Origin of the sequence: Yoonia sp., from assembly GCF_036770585.1 — a bacterium.
Classification (GTDB): domain Bacteria; phylum Pseudomonadota; class Alphaproteobacteria; order Rhodobacterales; family Rhodobacteraceae; genus Yoonia.
Genome location: NZ_DAIPIW010000007.1, coordinates 47,190 through 64,071 on the forward strand (window position 1 = coordinate 47,190; position 16,882 = coordinate 64,071).

The following is a 16,882-nucleotide window of genomic DNA, read 5'->3' on the forward strand; positions in this document are numbered from 1 at the left end:
TGGAAAAATGGTGGGCGACCCTGGAATCGAACCAGGCGTGAGTCGCCTCGAGGGAGTTACAGTCCCCTGCCACACCTTGCGGCCTGTCGCCCACTAAGGCGCGTCATTACCTGTGGCCCAATGGGGCGTCAACCGCAAATTCGCCCATTTCGCGCGGCCCTTCACAGGCCAGCCAATACCCGTTATCGCGGTGCGCAAAGCCAAAGGTGAATGGATATGAAAAAGCCCAAGTGGGTCATCGCCAAGGAACAGGCCAAGCGTGTGGCGGCGCAGGAAACCGTCTGGCTCTTCGGCCTGCATGCTGTGCGCGATGCGCTGCTGAACCCCGCACGCGAAAAGCTGCGTCTGGTCGTGACCCGCAACGCGCTTGAACGTCTCGGCGATGCGGTCGCGGCGGGCGGGCTGGCCCCCGAAATCTCGGACCCGCGCAAGTTCGCGGCCCCGCTTGATCCGCAGTCGGTGCATCAGGGGGCCGCACTCGAGGTGAAACCCCACAACTGGGGCAGCCTGACAGACGTCGCGCTGGGCGCGGGCGCGATGCCGCCGCGGATCATCCTGCTTGACCGTGTGACCGACCCGCATAACGTGGGCGCCATCCTGCGCTCGGCCGAGGTTTTCGGCGCCCGCGCCGTGGTGGCGGTCCAGCGCCATTCCGCGCCGGAAACCGGTGCGCTTGCCAAGACCGCCAGCGGTGCGCTCGAACGCCAGCCCTATCTGCGCGTCCGCAACCTGTCGGATGCCATCACCGAGCTGCGGGACATGGGCTATCTGGTGCTGGGACTGGCCGGCGAGGCAGAGCAAAGCATCGAACAGGCCGTGGACGGACAGCGCGACCGTCCCATCGCGCTGGTGCTTGGGGCGGAAGGTCCGGGCCTGCGTGAAAAAACCCGTGAAACCTGCGACATGTTGGTCAGAATTGATGCCGCGGGCGGTTTTGGCTCGCTCAACGTCTCAAATGCGGCGGCGGTCGCCCTATATGCGGTCAAAGCATAACAGAGGCGATGCGATGCCGGCGACCAAGATTGCGACCTGCTGCTATTGCGGCACCAAGGCGGCCCTTGTGCTGCGCGGCACGGACCGGCACGAACTGACTTGCAGCACGTGCGGCGCACCCCTGCGCGCGATGAAAAGCCTGCCGCAGACCGAGGCCCGGGCGGCAACCCCCGCAGCAAAGCCGCTGCGGCGCAAGTATGACAACACCCACACCGATCGCCACGCACCGCGCCCCCAAAAGCGGCGCAAGGGCAAGACCTTCGGGCGGCGCGCGCTCTCTGGCCTCTGGGACCTGTTCGAGGATGTCGTGGACGAGGTCTTCGACTGAACCGGGGCTGCACACACCCGGCTTCACATTTACATGAACGGGGCTGCATTCCGTGGTCCTGATCCCCATCTTGAAGGGTGAGGGCGCGCGCTATTGGAACTGCGCCGCTCCTTTTCACTGTCCCTCGTTCCAATACCTGCGCCCGGGCAACCCCGGGCGCTTTTTTCGGGCCGCGTTCTGGTCTAGGGTGCGGGCATGACCTATTCCGACGATCTTCTGCGCCGCATCCTGACCCGCACCAAGACGGTCGCGGTCGTCGGCGTCTCGGCCAACCCGATCCGGCCCAGCTATTATGTGGCCCGCTATCTGGGGCTGAAGGGGATGCGCGTCATTCCCGTCAACCCCGGTCTGGCCGGTCAGACGCTGCTGGGCGAGACCGTCCATGCCGATCTGGCCGAGGTCCCCGACGCGGTCGATATGGTCGATATCTTCCGCCGCTCCGAAGCGGTTCCGCCGATCGTCGACGCCGCGCTGGCGCGCTGGCCGCAGCTTCAGACCATCTGGATGCAGATCGGGGTCGAGCACCCCGAGGCCGCCGCCAAAGCCGAGGCGCGCGGTGTCGATGTGATCCAGAATCGCTGCCCGAAAATCGAATATCAGCGGCTGTTCAACGAGCTTCGCATGGGGGGATTCGTGACCGGACGGGTGTCGTCGCGGCTTTAGGGCCGATCCCGAACGCGGAAATTCGTCAGTTTTTTCGGCAAGTTGAAGGCCAACCTTCGTTCTTTCGGCGGGTTTCCACACGTTTTTGGGCATCACTTCGGCAGGTTCCCGCCGACCGGTTTTGCCCGACAGCTTCGGAATTGACTGTCTGCCGCAGTGCCGCACATCGTGACGTGTTAACCATGCATCGGTTGCTGTCCCTGTCCACTCCCAGAGACGTTGGTGATCCCTTGGAACAAACGCGCATACTCGGCGATCAGGCGACATACGTTCCGCCTTCTCCGGTTCTTCCCCCCGACACCCGCTTGCAGGACGGCAAGTTCCGCATCGACCAGCAGATCGGCGCGGGCGGCTTCGGCATCACCTATCTGGCGCAGGATTCCGGGCTCGACCGCACGGTCGTGATCAAGGAATGTTTCGCCGAAGGCCACTGCCGCCGCGAGGGCAGCCGGGTCGTCGCCAGCAGCGCCGGATTTGCCGAAACCTTCCGCCAGATCGTCAGACTCTTCGTCCGCGAGGCGCGCAGCATCGCCATGCTGAGCCACCCCAATATCGTCCGTGTCCATCAGGTCTTCGAGGAAAACGGCACCGCCTATATGGTGCTTGACCTGATCGAGGGGCGCGATCTTGCGGATATCATCGAATTGGGCGACCGAGAGCTTAGCCCCGATCAGATCCATGGCATCCTGGTCAAGCTGCTTGATGCCATTGCGCTTGTGCACGATCACGGCCTGCTGCACCGCGATATCTCGCCCGACAATGTCCTCTTCGACAAATGGGGCAGTCCGATCCTGATCGATTTCGGCGCCGTGCGCGAGGATGCAAGCAAGGTCAAGAGGGCGGCCAACAACATCCTGATCGTCAAGGATGGGTATTCGCCATACGAATTCTACAGCACCGGTGCCACGCAGGGTCCCAGCAGCGATCTTTATGCGCTGGGGGCGACCCTTTATCATCTGATCACCGGACGCGCACCTGCGGATGCCGAGACACGCTACCGCGCGGTTGCGCAAGGCGACCCTGACCCGTGCTTGCCACTGGCCGGGCGCTTCCCCGACTTCGACCCCGTGGTCCTTGAAACCATCGATGCCGCCTTGCGGGTCGATCCTGCCGCGCGGCTGCAAAGTGCCCGCGCATGGCTGACCCGCATCGAACAGGAACAACGGGCCGAACGGGTCGTGAAAATGGCATCCGCCGTCCCGCTGAAGAACATCTCGGCGCTGGTGCAGGAAACCAACCGGCTTCTGGACGCCCCGGACGAGACCGTCGCGGCAGATATCGCAGCCTCAGCGCCTGTGCTGACAAAGCCGGACTTGCCGCAGGACATCTATCGGCCGGATTGGGCGGTGGAATTCAATTATGAAACGGCCCGCACCGCCCGCCGCAGACCGGGGCAATCACATATCGCCGAGAAAGCCGCGCGGATGGCCAAGAAAGCCCAGCGCGAGGCAGAGGCCCGCGCCTTGCTGCGCCAGATGGATGGTGACGGCGGGCTGCCGCAGACGCCCCGCAGGCGCGCCATCTTCAAGGGGTTCTTCAGCGACAGCTACATCGTCCAATGGATGAGCATGGCCGTGCGCGCCCATTAACGGCCGGACGGGTCGCGGGCGGCCTTCTCTGCGATGCCCGAGGTGCCCTCGCGGCGGGCAAGTTCGGCCAGCACGTCATGCAGGCTGACGTCGCGCGACGCCAGCATGACCAGCAGATGATAAAGCACATCCGCCGCTTCCGAAGCCAGGCGGTCCCTGTCGCCCTTGACCGCTTCGATGATCGCCTCGATCGCCTCTTCGCCGAATTTCTCGGCGCATTTCTCGGGGCCCTTGGACAGCAGTTTCGCGGTCCAGCTGCCTTCGGGGTCAGCCCCCTTGCGGGCCTCGATGGTGGCGAAAAGAGCGTCCAGCGTCATGTCAGCCTCACGGGGATTCCGGCGGCGGCCATATGGGCCTTGGCCTCGCCGATGGTGTAGGTGCCGAAGTGAAAGATCGAGGCCGCCAGCACCGCCGAAGCCCCGCCCAGCGTCACGCCTTCCACGAGATGATCCAGTGTGCCGACCCCGCCCGAGGCGATCACCGGCACATCGACGGCATCGGAAATCGCGCGGGTGAGCGGGATATTGAACCCCGCCTTCGTCCCGTCGCGGTCCATCGAGGTCAGCAGGATTTCGCCCGCGCCCTTTTGCACGACCGTGCGGGCGAATTCCACCGCATCGATGCCCGTCGCGCGGCGTCCGCCATGGGTGAAGATCTCCCAGCGGCCCGGTGCGACGGTCTTGGCGTCAATCGCCACGACGATGCACTGGCTGCCGAACCGCATCGCGGCCTCGGCCACCACATCGGGATTGGCGACAGCGGCGGAATTGAAACTGACCTTGTCGGCCCCCGCCAGCAGCAGGTTGCGCACATCGTGGTGGCTGCGCACGCCGCCACCGATGGTCAGCGGCATGAAGCATTGTTCGGCTGTCCGCGTCGCCAGATCGAACATCGTGCCGCGATTTTCTTCGGTGGCCATGATGTCGAGAAAGCAAAGCTCGTCCGCGCCAGCGGCGTTATAGGCGATGGCCGCATCCACCGGATCGCCCGCATCCACCAGATCGACGAAGTTCACGCCTTTGACCACGCGGCCTTCGGCCACGTCGAGGCAGGGGATGATGCGGGTTTTCAACATGTGATGCTTCTAGGCTGCCGCTGCGCCTGCGGCAAGCAGCGGGATTCGAGTATTTTTCAGCAAAGCGAGGGGATCAGCGCAGGGCGGCCAGCGCGGAGGCCAGATCGATCGCCCCATCGTAAAGCGCACGGCCCGAAATCGCGCCCGCGATGACGCCTGTGTCCCGCAAGGCGATCAGGTCCGCCATTGACGACACCCCGCCCGAGGCGATCACCGGGATCGAGACCGCGCGGGCCAGATCGGCGGTGGCGTCGATGTTCGGCCCTTTCATCGCGCCGTCGCGCAGGATGTCGGTGTAGATGATCGCGGCGATGCCCGCATCCTCGAAGGATTTGGCAAGGTCGGTGACCATCACATCGGTTTCCTCGGCCCAGCCGCGCGTTGCGACGCGGCCGCCCCGCGCATCCAGCCCCACCGCCACCTGACCGGGGAAGGCCTTTGCCGCCTGCCGCACCAGATCGGGGTTTTCGACTGCCACGGTGCCGAGGATCACCCGCGCCAGCCCCTTGTCCAGCCAGCGCTCGATGGTGGCCATATCGCGGATCCCGCCACCCAGTTGGGCGGGCACGGGGCAGGCCTTCAGGATCGCCTCGACCGGGGCGGCGTTCACCGGCGCGCCCGCAAAGGCGCCGTTGAGGTCCACCAGATGCAGCCATGCGCATCCCGCCGCCACGAAGGCCCGGGCCTGTGCCGTGGGGTCTTCGTTGAAGACCGTCGTCTGATCCATATCCCCGTGCACCAGCCGCACGGCGTTTCCGTCTTTGAGGTCAATGGCAGGGTAGAGGATCATCGCGCGGGCCCTTGGCATGTTTCGGCGCGGTTCTACAGGGGCCGCGCGGAAATGCAACGTCTGGCCCGACCCAACGTCACACTTGATCGGAATCAGCGCATTTGCTGATGTGCCCGCCATCACTCAGGGAGGAAATGAGGATGAAGAGACTTTTGATCGCCGCAGCGCTTGCCGCCTTCGGCACCGCCGCCGTGGCGCAGGATGCCGCCCTTGGCACCTGGCAGACCGAAGTCGATGACGGGGCCTATGCCCATATCGACATGTCCCAGTGCGGCGCGGCCGTTTGCGGCGTCATCGCGCGCACCTTCAATGCGGATGGCGAATACCAGTCGGAAAACATCGGCAAGACGCTGGTCATCGACATGGTGCCGAATGGTGACGGCAGCTATGCAGGCTCGGTCTGGCGTCCGTCCAATGACCGCATCTACATCGGCAAGATGCAGGTCGCAGGCAACCAGCTGCGCCTGCAGGGCTGTATCGCGGGTGGTCTGCTGTGTTCCAGTCAGAACTGGGTCCGCGTCCAGTAGGCGCGGCACCATGTGACAAACTTCGGGGCCTCCGCATCGCGGGGGCCTTTTGCGTCCCGCCGGTGCCATTGACACCAACCGCGCCTTGGGGCCTGCTGCCGCCAAACCGGAGGCCCCCCGCATGACCCACTTCAAGGACGACCTGAAAACCCGCCTGCTGCGCTATTGCGCCATCGACAGCCAGTCGGACATGGACAGCCCCGGCGCGCCCTCGACCGAATGCCAGCATGTGATCCTCGATCTGGTGGTGCGCGAACTGACCCAGATGGGGGCGGCGGATGTCACCAAGACCGACTACGGCACCGTCATCGCCACGATCCCCGGCAATACGGACGGCCCGACCATCGGCTTTCTCGCCCATGTCGATACCGCGCCGCAATTCAACGCGACGGGCGTCAAGCCGCGCGTGATCGAAGGCTACAACGGCGGTGCGATCACCTTTCCCGACGACCCTGACCTGATCCTCGCCCCCGAGGACAACCCTTACCTCTCCGAAAAGATCGGCGACGACATCGTCACCGCCTCGGGGCTGACGCTGCTGGGGGCCGACGACAAGGCGGGCATGGCCATCGTCATGACCGCAGCACAGCACCTGCTGGAAACCCCCGGGATCAAGCGCCCCACGATCCGCCTGGCCTTCACCCCCGACGAAGAGATCGGGCGCGGCGTGGACCCGCGGCTGCCCGGGGATCTGAACGTCGCTTTCGCCTATACTTTCGACGGGGGAGAGCTGGGCGAGATCGTCTATGAAACCTTCTCGGCCGATTTCGCGGTGGTCAGGGTCAAGGGCGTCTCGATCCACCCCGGCACGGCCAAGGACAGGCTGGTCAACGCCATCCATCTGGCCGCCAAGATCGTCGATACGCTGCCGCAGGCGACCCTGACGCCCGAGACGACCGACGGGTATGAGGGCTTTATCCATGTGGTCGATTGCAACGGCACCGCCGATGACATGACGGTGCGCTTCATTCTGCGCGACTTCGAGATGGACGGGCTGGAGGCCAAGGGCGCCTTGCTGAAGCAGGTCTGCGACACCATCGCCGCGACCGAGCCGCGCGCCCGCATCACCTGCGAGATCACGCCGCAATACCGCAACATGCGCTATTGGCTGGAAAACGACATGACCCCCGTCGATCTGGCCCGCGCGGCGCTGGCCGATCTGGGGATCGCGGAAAAGTCCGTCCCGATCCGGGGCGGCACCGATGGATCACGCCTGACCGAACTGGGTGTGCCTTGTCCCAACCTTTTCACAGGGATGCAGAACGTGCACGGGCCGCTGGAATGGGTCTCGGTGCAGGATATGGAAAAGGCGACGGCCTTTTGCCTGCGCATCGCCGAACGGGCAGGGCGTGCTGACTGAGGTCGGGGTCGCGCGGTCTTAGTAGATCGTCATCAGCCCTTGCCAGTCGCGCGGCCCGAAGGTCGTGCCACCGCCGATGTCAAAGCCTATCTCGATGCCCAGAATGGAGGCATCGACGTCACCGATCAACTGATGGGCGCTTGCCTCGATATAGACGCCCTGGGCAAAGGAATAGCGCCCGCCCAGCCCGAAGTTCTGCCATTTTTTCGCGGCCGATGCCTCGTCGATGAAGGTCACATCGCCTGTGACGCTGAAACTGTTCGACAGGGCATAACTGGCGCGCGCCTGAAGGAAATTCGCCTCGTAGTCGAAATCACCCGTATAGACCGCATAGACACCCTCGATCCCCAGTGTGGGCGGGGAATAGACCACGGAACCCGCCACCACATTGTAGCTTTCACCGTCGAAATCCTCGGCCGTGTAGGACAGGCCGACAGCGAATTCCGGCGAAAAGGCGTAGCCAAGATGCAGCGTGCCCGAGGTGTAGCCGTCATAGGGTCTGCCGTCCCCGTAATCGGCGCTGACCAGATCGAGCTGTCCGATGATCGCGCCGAACAGCAACTCGCCCGAGGCGCGCAAGCGTCCGCTGGTGGCCCGATCCCCCAGCAACTCGGTGATGTGGTAGTCATAGGAAACTTCGGCCCCACCAAGCGAGACGGCCTGCGCCGACGCCGTGGTTGCCGTGGCCACGGCGGCCAAGATGCCAAGAACGGAAGGATAACGGGTCATGCTGTGTCTCCACGGTTGAAGGTGATCCTATGGATCATCTGATAGAAGGCGGCGGGGTCCGGGGCAAGGACGAACGCCCCTTGGCCCCCCCCCGCAAGATCAGCGCAGGCCGGTTTCTTCCAGCAGCCCCTGCCGCTTGGCCTCGTAATAATAACCGCGGGCATACCACATGACCGCCGCTTCCTCGTCGCCGCCCGATACCAGCCAGGCCCCGCGCAGGTATTTGCCCGCATAGCGCAGATTGGTCTCGGGATCGAGCAAGCCCTCGGGTGACCCCCGATAGCCCATCCCGCGTGCGGTGTTCGGGTGGATTTGCATCAGCCCCATGTAAGGTCCGTTGCGCGCCCATGGCCGATGCGTGCTTTCGCGGATGATGACGCGATGCAGCAGGCTGACGGGGATGCCGTGAATATCGGCATATTTGTTGATCAAGGCGCGCAGCTCGGGGGTTTCGTTGGGGTGCAGCGGGAGATCGGTCCTGCGGCGGCTGCTGACCTCGACGGTTTCGCGGCGGGTGCCGCAGGCGGCGAGGCTGGCAAGGGCGGTCAGGGCAAAGGTGCGGCGGGTCAGGGTCATCGGTCTGCTCGGTCAGGTTTTGGTCATCTTGACCCCAGACAGTGTCCGTTAACAAGAGGTTCCGCCACCGTGCAGACTTTCCCGACGTCATGCCGACGTGACGCAGACGCGGTGCAGACCGGGCACCGCCGCGGTTTTCAATCGTCAAATCAGGTGATTAGCCCGATTCACGGCGCCCAAAGCAGAAAATTGCCGATCATCCGCAATCCCGCAGCTTGCGACTTTTCGGGATGGAACTGCATGCCGATCATATTGTCCCGCCCGATGATCGCCGTGACAGCGCCGCCGTAGTTCACATGGGCCAGCCGCTGGGCCGCGTGGGTGACCTGCATGGCGTAGGAATGCACGAAATAGGCGTGATCCCCCGTCGCGATGCCGTCGAGCACCGGATGGGGGGTGTCGATCACCAGATCGTTCCAGCCCATATGCGGGACCTTCAGGCGGTCGTCCGAGGGGGTGATCCGCCGGATATCCCCTGCAATCCAGCCAAAGCCGGGGGTTTCCTGATATTCATGTCCCGTGGTCGCCATCATCTGCATCCCCACACAGATCCCCATGAAGGGGCGGGCGCGGGCGGTCACCGCCTCGACAATCGCCTCGGCCAGACCCGAGCGGGCGAAAAGTTCCGCGCGGCAATGCGGAAAGGCCCCGTCGCCGGGCAGCACGATCCGGTCCGCCCGTGCCACGACATCCGGGTCGGCGGTCACGATGATCGCGCCCGCGCCGACCTCTGACGCCATGCGTTCAAAGGCTTTCTGGGCCGAATGCAGGTTGCCGCTGTCGTAATCGACAAGAACGGTCGTCATAGGCTGCCCTTGGTCGAGGGGATGGCATCCGCCTTGCGCGGATCGGTCTCGACCGCCTCGCGCAGCGCGCGGGCGACGGCCTTGAAGGCGGCCTCGGCGATGTGGTGGGCGTTGAAGCCGTGCAGGCGGTCGATATGCAGCGTGATCCCGCCGTGGGTGCTGAACGCCTGAAAGAACTCGCGCACCAGTTCCGTGTCGAAGCTGCCGATCTTGCCAAAGGGCAGATCGAGGTTGCAGATCAGATAGGGCCGACCCGAAAGGTCCAGCGCAGACCGCACCTGCGCGTCATCCATCGCCAGATGGCACGATCCGTAGCGGCGGATACCCGTCTTGTCGCCAAGCGCCTGCGTCAGCGCCTGACCCAGCGCGATGCCCACATCCTCGACCGTGTGGTGGTCGTCGATGTGCAGGTCACCTTCGGCGCGCACGGTCATGTCGATCAGCGCGTGACGCGACAACTGATCCAGCATGTGGTCGAAGAACCCCACGCCGGTCCGGTTGTCATAAACGCCGGTCCCATCCAGATCGATGGTGACGGTGATATCCGTCTCGGCGGTCTTGCGGGTGATCGTTGCCTTGCGCATGGCGGGCACCTTTTGCTGGTTTTCGAAGGCTCTATAAGCCGAAATCGCGGGATTGGCCAAGCCCGTCAGAATCCGCTGTGGCTTTTCAGCAAAATTTAAGTGTTCGGGGTCTAGGGTCCCTGCAGTTGCCATTTATCAGGAGAATCCGATGAAAGCTCTTATCCTGCGGCAGGACGCGCAAGCGGCCACTGCCGTGTCACGAACGCTGATGGACAAAGGGTTCCAGATCCTATGTGTCGAAAAACTCGACGTCGCCCATGCGCTGATCCGCGTGGACACGATCGACCTTCTGGTCATGGACGAAAGGATCGACGGGCAACTGACCCACGCCATCGCGCTGTCGGGTGAGCGGAAAAACCCTTACCTCAGCGCGATCCTTCTGACCGACCGTCCGGCGGAAGAGACGGATGATCTCTACGCGCTGATTCCCGCGCTCTATGCCCTTGCGGGGATGACCGTGGGTGCCGATGTCATCGCGAAACTGGCCATGTCCGCGGTCAGCAATACCGATGATGTCATGGCGCGGGTGGCGCGGCAGATGGCGCGCGACAAGGCCGAGCAGGTCACAGCGCAAGCACCGGAAACGGTCGCAGCGGCACCGCTTGTTCTGGATGACATCATTCTGGCCGAAGAGACGGAAGCGGCCGACAAGGAACCGTCACCTGCCGATCTGGTCTTTGCCCAGCCCGAAATGGCCGCGATCCGTGCCCTGCGCCCGCTGACCCCGCTGGAACGCATGGACGACGCCATCTCGGCCGAGATTGCGGCGATCTTTCGCCGCGAAGGCCTGCCGGTGCCCAAGACCCTGACCCGCGTGACACCGCCCCTGCGACAAGAGGCGTATGAGGTGATGGGTGGCGCGATCTGATCGCAACGCAGCCGGACAAACAAAAGGCCGCAGTGAAAGCTGCGGCCTTTTTGGTTCCGAATTGGAGCGGGCGATGAGATTCGAACTCACGACCCTAACCTTGGCAAGGTTATGCTCTACCCCTGAGCTACGCCCGCGCTGCAATTCGTGATCGGTGATTTATAAAGTCTGATCACGCGTTGCAAGACCAAAATCACCGCCCCGCGCGATTTTGTGCGCAGGGCGGACGCGGGCCTATTCGGCGTCATATCCGCCGAAAATCCGCACGCCCTTCAATCCGACATCTTCGCTGTGAATGACGATTCCATCGCCCATCAGCAAGGCAAGGCCATAGGCCCCCGGTTCGTTTGTGGACAGATGCGCGTCAGGAGACGTCAGGTCGAGAACACCCTGATGGCAGGGGCTTTTCAGGATCGTCCAGGGCACGCCGCGCGTGCTGCCGGACATGGTGCGGTGCACATGGCCGCAAACCAGATGCAGATTGCCATGGCGGGCCAGGAGATCGAGAAAGGCATCACCCTCGGCCAGCTTGATCATATCCATGCCGATGATGCCGGTATCGAAAGGCGGATGGTGGATGCAGACGATGGCCTGACGGCCTGCGCGGGTCGCCAGCGCCTTGTCGAGAAAGCGCAAGCGCGTGTCACACAGCCGCCCCGCATGGTGATCGTCGGGATAGGGCGGTCCGTCAAGCGAATCGAGTGTGATCAGCCGCGTCTCGCCGATATCGCGCATCGATTGGACGAAGCCCTCCGCTTGGGGGGCGTCGGGGAAGACCTTTTGAAACGCCGCGCGCCGGTCGTGATTGCCCAGCATGGGGATCACGGGGATCGGCACGGCATCCAGCAGGGGTTTCAGGCGTCGGTATTCCGCCTCGGTTCCATTGTGCGTCAGATCGCCAAGGATCACCAAGGCGGCCACATCCGCATGGGCGGCGAGGGCGGCGTCCAGCACGGCCTGCAACCGCGCGGCAGGGTCAAGGCCGATGATGAACCGGCCCGCCTCTGTCATATGGGTGTCGGTGATGAAGAGCAGCTTGTCCAAATTGTCCCCACAAGCTGCCCCGACAGCCCCTATTCCAGCTCGACCAGCAGGTCCTTGGCGTCGATCTGCCCGCCCGCCTGCACATGCACGGCTTTGACCACCGCGTCACGCTCGGCGTGGATGCCGGTTTCCATCTTCATCGCCTCGATGGTCAGCAACAGATCGCCCGCCTTGACCGCCTTGCCGGCCTGAGCGGCGACGGTCGCAACGACCCCGGGCATCGGCGCGCCGATGTGATTTGGATTGCCGGCTTCGGCTTTCGGGCGGCTGATCTTGTCGGCCGCCGCCAGACGGTTCAGCACGCGGATCGTGCGCGGCTGACCGTTGAGTTCGAAGAACACCTTGACCTCGCCATCCTCGTTCATGTCCGAGACGGCCTGCAGGCGGATTTCCAGTGTCTTGCCGGGGTCGATCTCGGCGACGATCTCTTCGCCCGGTTCCATCCCGTAAAAGAACGTCCGTGTCGGCAGGGTGCGCACGGGGCCATAGATGCGGTGGCGACCCATGTAATCAAGGAAAACCTTGGGATACATCAGATAGCCGTTCAGGTCCTCGTCATCGACCGCCTTGCCCTCGAGCTGCCTGGACAGATCGGCGCGGGTCGCCTCCAGATCGACGGGTTTCAGGTGCTTGCCCGGACGGTCGGTGATCGGCTTGTCGCCTTTCAGCACCTTCTTCTGGATCGCCTCTGGCCAGCCGCCCGGCGGTTGGCCCAGATCGCCGTGCATCATCTCGATCACGCTGTCAGGGAAAGAGACATCGACCGCCGGGTCCTCGACCTGCGCGCGGGTCAGGCCCTGGCTGACCATCATCAGCGCCATGTCACCCACGACCTTCGACGAAGGTGTCACCTTCACGATATCCCCGAACATCCGGTTCACATCGGCATAGGTCTGTGCCACCTCGTGCCAGCGTTCCTCCAGCCCCAGCGACCGCGCCTGCGCCTTGAGGTTGGTGAACTGCCCGCCGGGCATCTCGTGCAGATAGACTTCCGAGGCCGGGGCCTGAAGGCCGGATTCGAAGGCGGCGTAATGCGCGCGGACCTGTTCGAAATAGTTGGAAATCTGGCGGATCGCGGCCACGTCCAACCCTGTGTCCCGCTCGGTGCCTTTCAGCGCCTCGACGATCGAGCCCAGCGTCGGCTGCGAGGTATTGCCCGACAGCGCATCCATCGCGCCATCGACACAGTCCACCCCGGCGGCAGAGGCGGCAAGCACCGTCGCGATGGCCGCACCCGATGTGTCGTGCGTGTGGAAATGGATCGGCAGGCCGATCTCTTCTTTCAGCGCGGTGACCAGTGCCGTGGCCGCGGCGGGTTTCAACAGCCCTGCCATGTCTTTCAGGCCCAGCACATGGGCGCCTGCGGCCTCCAGCTCTTTGGCCATGCCGACGTAGTATTTCAGGTCATATTTGGACCGGTTGGGGTCCATCAGATCGCCGGTATAGCAGATCGTGCCTTCGCAGACCTTGTTGGCCGCGATGACCGCATCCATCGCCACGCGCATGTTTTCCACCCAGTTGAGGCTGTCGAACACGCGGAAGACATCGACGCCGGAGGCCGCGGCCTGCGCGACAAAGGCCTGCACCACGTTGTCGGGGTAATTGGTGTAACCGACCCCGTTCGAGGCGCGCAGCAGCATCTGCGTCATGATATTGGGCATCGCCGCGCGGATGTCGCGCAGGCGCTGCCACGGACATTCCTGCAGGAACCGATAGGCCACGTCGAAGGTCGCACCGCCCCAGCATTCGACGCTGAACAGCCCATGCATCTTGGTGGCATAGGCGGGTGCCGCGCCGATCATGTCGATCGAGCGCATCCGTGTCGCCAGAAGCGACTGGTGCCCGTCCCGCATCGTGGTGTCGGTGATCAGAAGTTGCGTCTGGTCGCGCATCCAGTCGGCGACGGCCTCGGGGCCGAAGTCATCCAGAATATTGCGCGTGCCGGGGGTCACATCCGTGGTCTTCTTGACCGGCGGCTTGGGCGGTTTCACATCCGCCGCAGGGCGCGGGCGGCCAGCCGTCTCGGGGTGGCCGTTCACGGTGATATCCGCGATATAGGTCAGGATCTTCGTCGCACGGTCGCGGCGCTTGGAGAATTTGAAAAGGTCCGGCGTCTCGTCGATGAACTTGGTGTGGTATTCGTTGTTCAGGAACGTCGGATGCTTCAGCAGGTTTTCCACAAAGGCGATATTGGTCGAAACGCCACGGATGCGGAACTCGCGCAGGGCGCGGTCCATGCGGGCGATGGCCATTTCAGGGGTCGGTGCGCGGGCGGTGACCTTGGTCAGCAGGCTGTCGTAATAGCGCGTGATCACAGCGCCCGAATAGGCCGTGCCGCCGTCCAGACGGATGCCCGGACCGGTGGCGCTGCGATACATCTGGATGCGGCCATAGTCGGGGATGAAGTTGTTCTGCGGGTCTTCGGTGGTGACGCGGCATTGCAGCGCGTGGCCGTCAAGCTTGACGTCATACTGGCTGGCGCATCCCGTCGCCTCGACCAGTGACTTGCCTTCGGCGATCAGGATCTGGGCGCGGACGATGTCGATGCCGGTGACCTCTTCGGTGACGGTATGTTCGACCTGCACGCGGGGGTTCACCTCGATGAAGTAGAACTCGCCGCTGTCCATATCCATCAGGAATTCGACCGTGCCCGCGCATTCGTAATTCACATGCTGGCAGATTTTCTTGCCAAGCTGGCAAAGCTGCTCGCGCTGGGTGCCGCTGAGATACGGGGCAGGGGCGCGTTCCACGACCTTCTGGTTGCGGCGCTGGACAGAGCAATCCCGTTCCCACAGGTGATAGATATTGCCCTGGCTATCGCCGAGGATCTGCACCTCGACGTGGCGGGCGCGCATGATCATCTTTTCCAGATAGCCCTCGCCATTGCCGAAGGCGGCTTCGGCCTCGCGGCGGCCTTCGAGCACTTTTTCCTCAAGTTCCTTGTCGGACATGATCGGGCGCATCCCCCGACCACCACCGCCCCAAGAGGCCTTGAGCATCAGCGGATAGCCGATCTCGGCGGCGTCCTTCCTGATCGCGGCCATGTCGTCGCCCAGCACCTCGGTTGCGGGGATCACGGGCACACCGGCCGCGATGGCGACGCGGCGCGCGCTGGCCTTGTCGCCTAGGGCGCGCATCGTGTCGGCCTTGGGGCCGATGAAGGTGATCCCGTTGGCGGCACAGGCATCCACGAAATCGGGGTTCTCGGACAAAAGGCCATAGCCGGGGTGGATCGCATCCGCGCCCGACATCCGGGCCACGCGGATGATCTCGTCGATCGACAGATAGGCGGCGACGGGTCCCATGCCTTCGCCGATGCGGTAGGCCTCGTCGGCCTTGAACCGGTGCAGGCCCAGCTTGTCCTCTTCGGCAAAGACCGCGACGGTTTTCTTGCCCATCTCATTGGCGGCGCGCATGATGCGGATTGCGATTTCGCCACGGTTCGCAACGAGGATTTTCTTGAAGTCAGTCATGTCGGGTCCCTTTGCACTTGCAGCATTTCTAAGGGCCAATGGGTCTGGCGTCTACCGGATTTCCGAAAACGGGTCAGGTGGGACGCAAGCGTGCGGATAGCTGTTTCAAGGACCTGGTCCCCAGTTGCCCCATGTTGCTGATCATATCCTGCCGCAGGATATCGACCACATGCGCCGCCCCAGCCTGCCCCAGGGCGGCGAGGCCATAGTGGAACGCGCGGCCCAGCATCACGAAATCCGCACCAAGTGCCAAGGCGCGCAGCACGTCGAGGCCCCCTTCGATGCCGCTGTCGAAGATCACCGGCAGGGATGTGGCGGCGCGGATCTGGGGCAGCACCTCGATACTGGCGGGGCCGCCGTCGAACTGGCGGCCCGCGTGGTTGCTGACCCAGATCGCATCGGCGCCTTCGGTCTGCAGGCGGGTCGCATCGGCAGGCACGCCGACGCCCTTGACCACAAGCGGGCCGTCCCAGGCCTGGCGCAGATCCCTGAAATAGTCCCAATCCGGCGAGGTGCGCAGCTGATACCCGATATGCGCGTTCGAGGGCAGGGCGGCGCGGTTGGTCGAATAGCCTTCCATCAGGCGCAGGCGCGGCATGCCCATCCTGCGGATCCCGTTCAGCCAGACCGGACATTGCGCCGCCTGCAAGGCAAGGCGCGGGGTCAGCTTGGGCGGTTTGGTCAGCCCGCTGCGGGTCTCGCGCTCGCGCCGGGATGCCACGGGCACATCCGCCGTCAGCACCATGGTGGTGAAGCCCGCGTCCTTCACCCGCTTCAGGATATCGGCCCTGATCTTGGGATCGCGCGGCGGATAAAGCTGGAACCAGCCGTCTTCGCCCAAATCGCCCGCGACGTCCTCGGGGGCAGCGGCGGCGACGGTCGAAAGGGTATAGGGGATGCCTTCGCCTGCCGCCACACGGGCCAGAAGACGCTCGGCATCGGGCCAGATCAGCCCCGACATGCCGACCGGCGCGATGCCGATGGGCAGCGGATGGGTCTTGCCGAAAAGCGTGACAGACAGGTCCGGTGTGAACTCGCCATGCAGGATCGAGGGGTTGAACAGCACCTTGTCGAGCTCGGTCCGGTTGCGGGCCTGCGTCGCCTCGACCCCGGTCGCGCTGACAAGGTACTCCCAGACGAAATGCGGAATGCGGCGACGGGCGCGGGATTTGAGATCGGAAATGGCGGGGTAGCGGGCATGTAGGCTCATGGGCGGGAAGCTATGGCCAAGGCTGCGCGATTTGCAATCCTCGGATGCCTCCGGCGGGGAGTGAGTGGCGAAATAGAAACGATCCGGTGGATCGTTTCAGCCACGAACGGGCAGGGCCCAGTGGGCCAATAATGACGGGAACGAATATGGAACAAGCCTTTTCTCGTGAAGGGAATGCCGCTATGTCTGAGGTATGAGCAGTTTTTCCGAAGATGATGCCTTCGAGGCGGCGGCGGTCCCGCTGAGCCAGCGTGCGATGGCGCGGCC

At 63.9% G+C, this 16,882-nt stretch carries 17 protein-coding genes and 2 tRNA genes; 7 read left to right on the top strand and 12 right to left on the bottom strand.

Features of this window, described 5'->3' with window-relative positions:
* Window positions 1–8: 8 nt before the first annotated feature.
* A tRNA-Tyr gene (locus tag V7N12_RS02780) sits at window positions 9–92 on the bottom strand.
* Between the two features lie 124 nt (window positions 93–216).
* Between V7N12_RS02780 and rlmB the strand changes: the two genes are divergently transcribed.
* The 4 genes from rlmB to V7N12_RS02800 all read left to right on the top strand — a co-directional run bounded on the left by rlmB (window position 217) and on the right by V7N12_RS02800 (window position 3,573).
* Window positions 217–993, top strand: a complete 777-nt coding sequence (rlmB, locus tag V7N12_RS02785; RefSeq protein WP_333712540.1) for a 23S rRNA (guanosine(2251)-2'-O)-methyltransferase RlmB — start codon at window positions 217–219, stop codon at window positions 991–993.
* Window positions 994–1,006: 13 nt separating this feature from the next.
* A complete protein-coding gene (locus V7N12_RS02790) occupies window positions 1,007–1,321 on the top strand; it encodes a hypothetical protein (RefSeq protein ID WP_333712541.1) in 315 nt (104 codons plus the stop codon).
* 195 nt (window positions 1,322–1,516) lie between these two features.
* Window positions 1,517–1,984 carry a CoA-binding protein gene (locus tag V7N12_RS02795; protein ID WP_333712542.1) on the top strand — a complete coding sequence of 156 codons (468 nt, stop codon included), beginning with the start codon at window positions 1,517–1,519 and terminating at the stop codon, window positions 1,982–1,984.
* Between the two features lie 230 nt (window positions 1,985–2,214).
* Window positions 2,215–3,573: a serine/threonine-protein kinase gene (locus V7N12_RS02800; protein WP_333712543.1), complete on the top strand. Its 1,359-nt coding sequence runs from the start codon at window positions 2,215–2,217 to the stop codon at window positions 3,571–3,573.
* Here V7N12_RS02800 and V7N12_RS02805 read toward each other — a convergent pair.
* The 3 genes from V7N12_RS02805 to hisA form a co-directional block, all read right to left on the bottom strand.
* Window positions 3,570–3,890 (bottom strand): phosphoribosyl-ATP diphosphatase, encoded by a 321-nt coding sequence (locus V7N12_RS02805; protein WP_333712544.1) that lies wholly within the window; start codon window positions 3,888–3,890, stop codon window positions 3,570–3,572. The genes V7N12_RS02800 and V7N12_RS02805 overlap by 4 nt on opposite strands.
* A complete protein-coding gene (hisF, locus tag V7N12_RS02810) occupies window positions 3,887–4,648 on the bottom strand; it encodes an imidazole glycerol phosphate synthase subunit HisF (protein WP_333712545.1) in 762 nt (253 codons plus the stop codon). The genes V7N12_RS02805 and hisF overlap by 4 nt, the downstream gene beginning before the upstream one ends.
* A gap of 73 nt (window positions 4,649–4,721) precedes the next feature.
* Window positions 4,722–5,438, bottom strand: a complete 717-nt coding sequence (gene hisA, locus V7N12_RS02815) for a 1-(5-phosphoribosyl)-5-[(5-phosphoribosylamino)methylideneamino]imidazole-4-carboxamide isomerase (RefSeq protein WP_333712546.1) — start codon at window positions 5,436–5,438, stop codon at window positions 4,722–4,724.
* A gap of 140 nt (window positions 5,439–5,578) precedes the next feature.
* Here hisA and V7N12_RS02820 point away from each other — a divergent pair, with 140 nt between their 5' ends.
* Both V7N12_RS02820 and pepT read left to right on the top strand, forming a co-directional pair.
* Window positions 5,579–5,965 (top strand): DUF2147 domain-containing protein, encoded by a 387-nt coding sequence (locus tag V7N12_RS02820; protein WP_333712547.1) that lies wholly within the window; start codon window positions 5,579–5,581, stop codon window positions 5,963–5,965.
* Between the two features lie 121 nt (window positions 5,966–6,086).
* On the top strand, window positions 6,087–7,325 hold the full coding sequence (pepT, locus tag V7N12_RS02825; RefSeq protein WP_333712548.1) for a peptidase T: 1,239 nt from the start codon (window positions 6,087–6,089) through the stop codon (window positions 7,323–7,325).
* A gap of 18 nt (window positions 7,326–7,343) precedes the next feature.
* Here the strand turns inward: pepT and V7N12_RS02830 are convergent, their stop codons facing one another.
* The 4 genes from V7N12_RS02830 to hisB all read right to left on the bottom strand — a co-directional run bounded on the left by V7N12_RS02830 (window position 7,344) and on the right by hisB (window position 10,020).
* On the bottom strand, window positions 7,344–8,054 hold the full coding sequence (locus tag V7N12_RS02830; RefSeq protein ID WP_333712549.1) for a hypothetical protein: 711 nt from the start codon (window positions 8,052–8,054) through the stop codon (window positions 7,344–7,346).
* 99 nt (window positions 8,055–8,153) lie between these two features.
* Window positions 8,154–8,630 carry a lytic transglycosylase domain-containing protein gene (locus V7N12_RS02835; protein ID WP_333712550.1) on the bottom strand — a complete coding sequence of 159 codons (477 nt, stop codon included), beginning with the start codon at window positions 8,628–8,630 and terminating at the stop codon, window positions 8,154–8,156.
* A gap of 167 nt (window positions 8,631–8,797) precedes the next feature.
* Entirely contained in the window at window positions 8,798–9,436 is a 639-nt protein-coding gene (gene hisH, locus V7N12_RS02840) for an imidazole glycerol phosphate synthase subunit HisH (RefSeq protein WP_333712551.1), read from the bottom strand.
* On the bottom strand, window positions 9,433–10,020 hold the full coding sequence (gene hisB, locus V7N12_RS02845) for an imidazoleglycerol-phosphate dehydratase HisB (RefSeq protein WP_333712553.1): 588 nt from the start codon (window positions 10,018–10,020) through the stop codon (window positions 9,433–9,435). The genes hisH and hisB overlap by 4 nt, the downstream gene beginning before the upstream one ends.
* A gap of 148 nt (window positions 10,021–10,168) precedes the next feature.
* Between hisB and V7N12_RS02850 the strand changes: the two genes are divergently transcribed.
* A complete protein-coding gene (locus V7N12_RS02850) occupies window positions 10,169–10,888 on the top strand; it encodes an imidazoleglycerol-phosphate dehydratase (protein WP_333712555.1) in 720 nt (239 codons plus the stop codon).
* A gap of 62 nt (window positions 10,889–10,950) precedes the next feature.
* Here the strand turns inward: V7N12_RS02850 and V7N12_RS02855 are convergent.
* The 4 genes from V7N12_RS02855 to V7N12_RS02870 form a co-directional block, all read right to left on the bottom strand.
* A tRNA-Gly gene (locus V7N12_RS02855) sits at window positions 10,951–11,025 on the bottom strand.
* Window positions 11,026–11,122: 97 nt separating this feature from the next.
* Entirely contained in the window at window positions 11,123–11,932 is an 810-nt protein-coding gene (locus V7N12_RS02860; RefSeq protein ID WP_333712556.1) for a metallophosphoesterase, read from the bottom strand.
* Window positions 11,933–11,961: 29 nt separating this feature from the next.
* On the bottom strand, window positions 11,962–15,405 hold the full coding sequence (locus tag V7N12_RS02865; RefSeq protein ID WP_333712559.1) for a pyruvate carboxylase: 3,444 nt from the start codon (window positions 15,403–15,405) through the stop codon (window positions 11,962–11,964).
* A gap of 73 nt (window positions 15,406–15,478) precedes the next feature.
* The gene (locus tag V7N12_RS02870; RefSeq protein WP_333712561.1) at window positions 15,479–16,615 is read right to left on the bottom strand and encodes an alpha-hydroxy acid oxidase; all 1,137 of its coding nucleotides are present in this window, start codon (window positions 16,613–16,615) and stop codon (window positions 15,479–15,481) included.
* Window positions 16,616–16,882: the final 267 nt, after the last annotated feature.

What these genes read in the sequence shown, in the direction of transcription:
- V7N12_RS02790 (WP_333712541.1), top strand. Translation starts at nt 1,007, where the DNA reads ATGCCGGCGACCAAGATTGCGACCTGCTGCTATTGCGGCACCAAGGCG.
- rlmB (WP_333712540.1), top strand. Translation starts at nt 217, where the DNA reads ATGAAAAAGCCCAAGTGGGTCATCGCCAAGGAACAGGCCAAGCGTGTG.
- hisH (WP_333712551.1), bottom strand. Translation starts at nt 9,436, where the DNA reads ATGACGACCGTTCTTGTCGATTACGACAGCGGCAACCTGCATTCGGCC.
- hisA (WP_333712546.1), bottom strand. Translation starts at nt 5,438, where the DNA reads ATGATCCTCTACCCTGCCATTGACCTCAAAGACGGAAACGCCGTGCGG.
- V7N12_RS02870 (WP_333712561.1), bottom strand. Translation starts at nt 16,615, where the DNA reads ATGAGCCTACATGCCCGCTACCCCGCCATTTCCGATCTCAAATCCCGC.
- V7N12_RS02795 (WP_333712542.1), top strand. Translation starts at nt 1,517, where the DNA reads ATGACCTATTCCGACGATCTTCTGCGCCGCATCCTGACCCGCACCAAG.
- V7N12_RS02805 (WP_333712544.1), bottom strand. Translation starts at nt 3,890, where the DNA reads ATGACGCTGGACGCTCTTTTCGCCACCATCGAGGCCCGCAAGGGGGCT.
- V7N12_RS02820 (WP_333712547.1), top strand. Translation starts at nt 5,579, where the DNA reads ATGAAGAGACTTTTGATCGCCGCAGCGCTTGCCGCCTTCGGCACCGCC.
- hisF (WP_333712545.1), bottom strand. Translation starts at nt 4,648, where the DNA reads ATGTTGAAAACCCGCATCATCCCCTGCCTCGACGTGGCCGAAGGCCGC.
- pepT (WP_333712548.1), top strand. Translation starts at nt 6,087, where the DNA reads ATGACCCACTTCAAGGACGACCTGAAAACCCGCCTGCTGCGCTATTGC.
- hisB (WP_333712553.1), bottom strand. Translation starts at nt 10,020, where the DNA reads ATGCGCAAGGCAACGATCACCCGCAAGACCGCCGAGACGGATATCACC.
- V7N12_RS02865 (WP_333712559.1), bottom strand. Translation starts at nt 15,405, where the DNA reads ATGACTGACTTCAAGAAAATCCTCGTTGCGAACCGTGGCGAAATCGCA.
- V7N12_RS02850 (WP_333712555.1), top strand. Translation starts at nt 10,169, where the DNA reads ATGAAAGCTCTTATCCTGCGGCAGGACGCGCAAGCGGCCACTGCCGTG.
- V7N12_RS02830 (WP_333712549.1), bottom strand. Translation starts at nt 8,054, where the DNA reads ATGACCCGTTATCCTTCCGTTCTTGGCATCTTGGCCGCCGTGGCCACG.
- V7N12_RS02835 (WP_333712550.1), bottom strand. Translation starts at nt 8,630, where the DNA reads ATGACCCTGACCCGCCGCACCTTTGCCCTGACCGCCCTTGCCAGCCTC.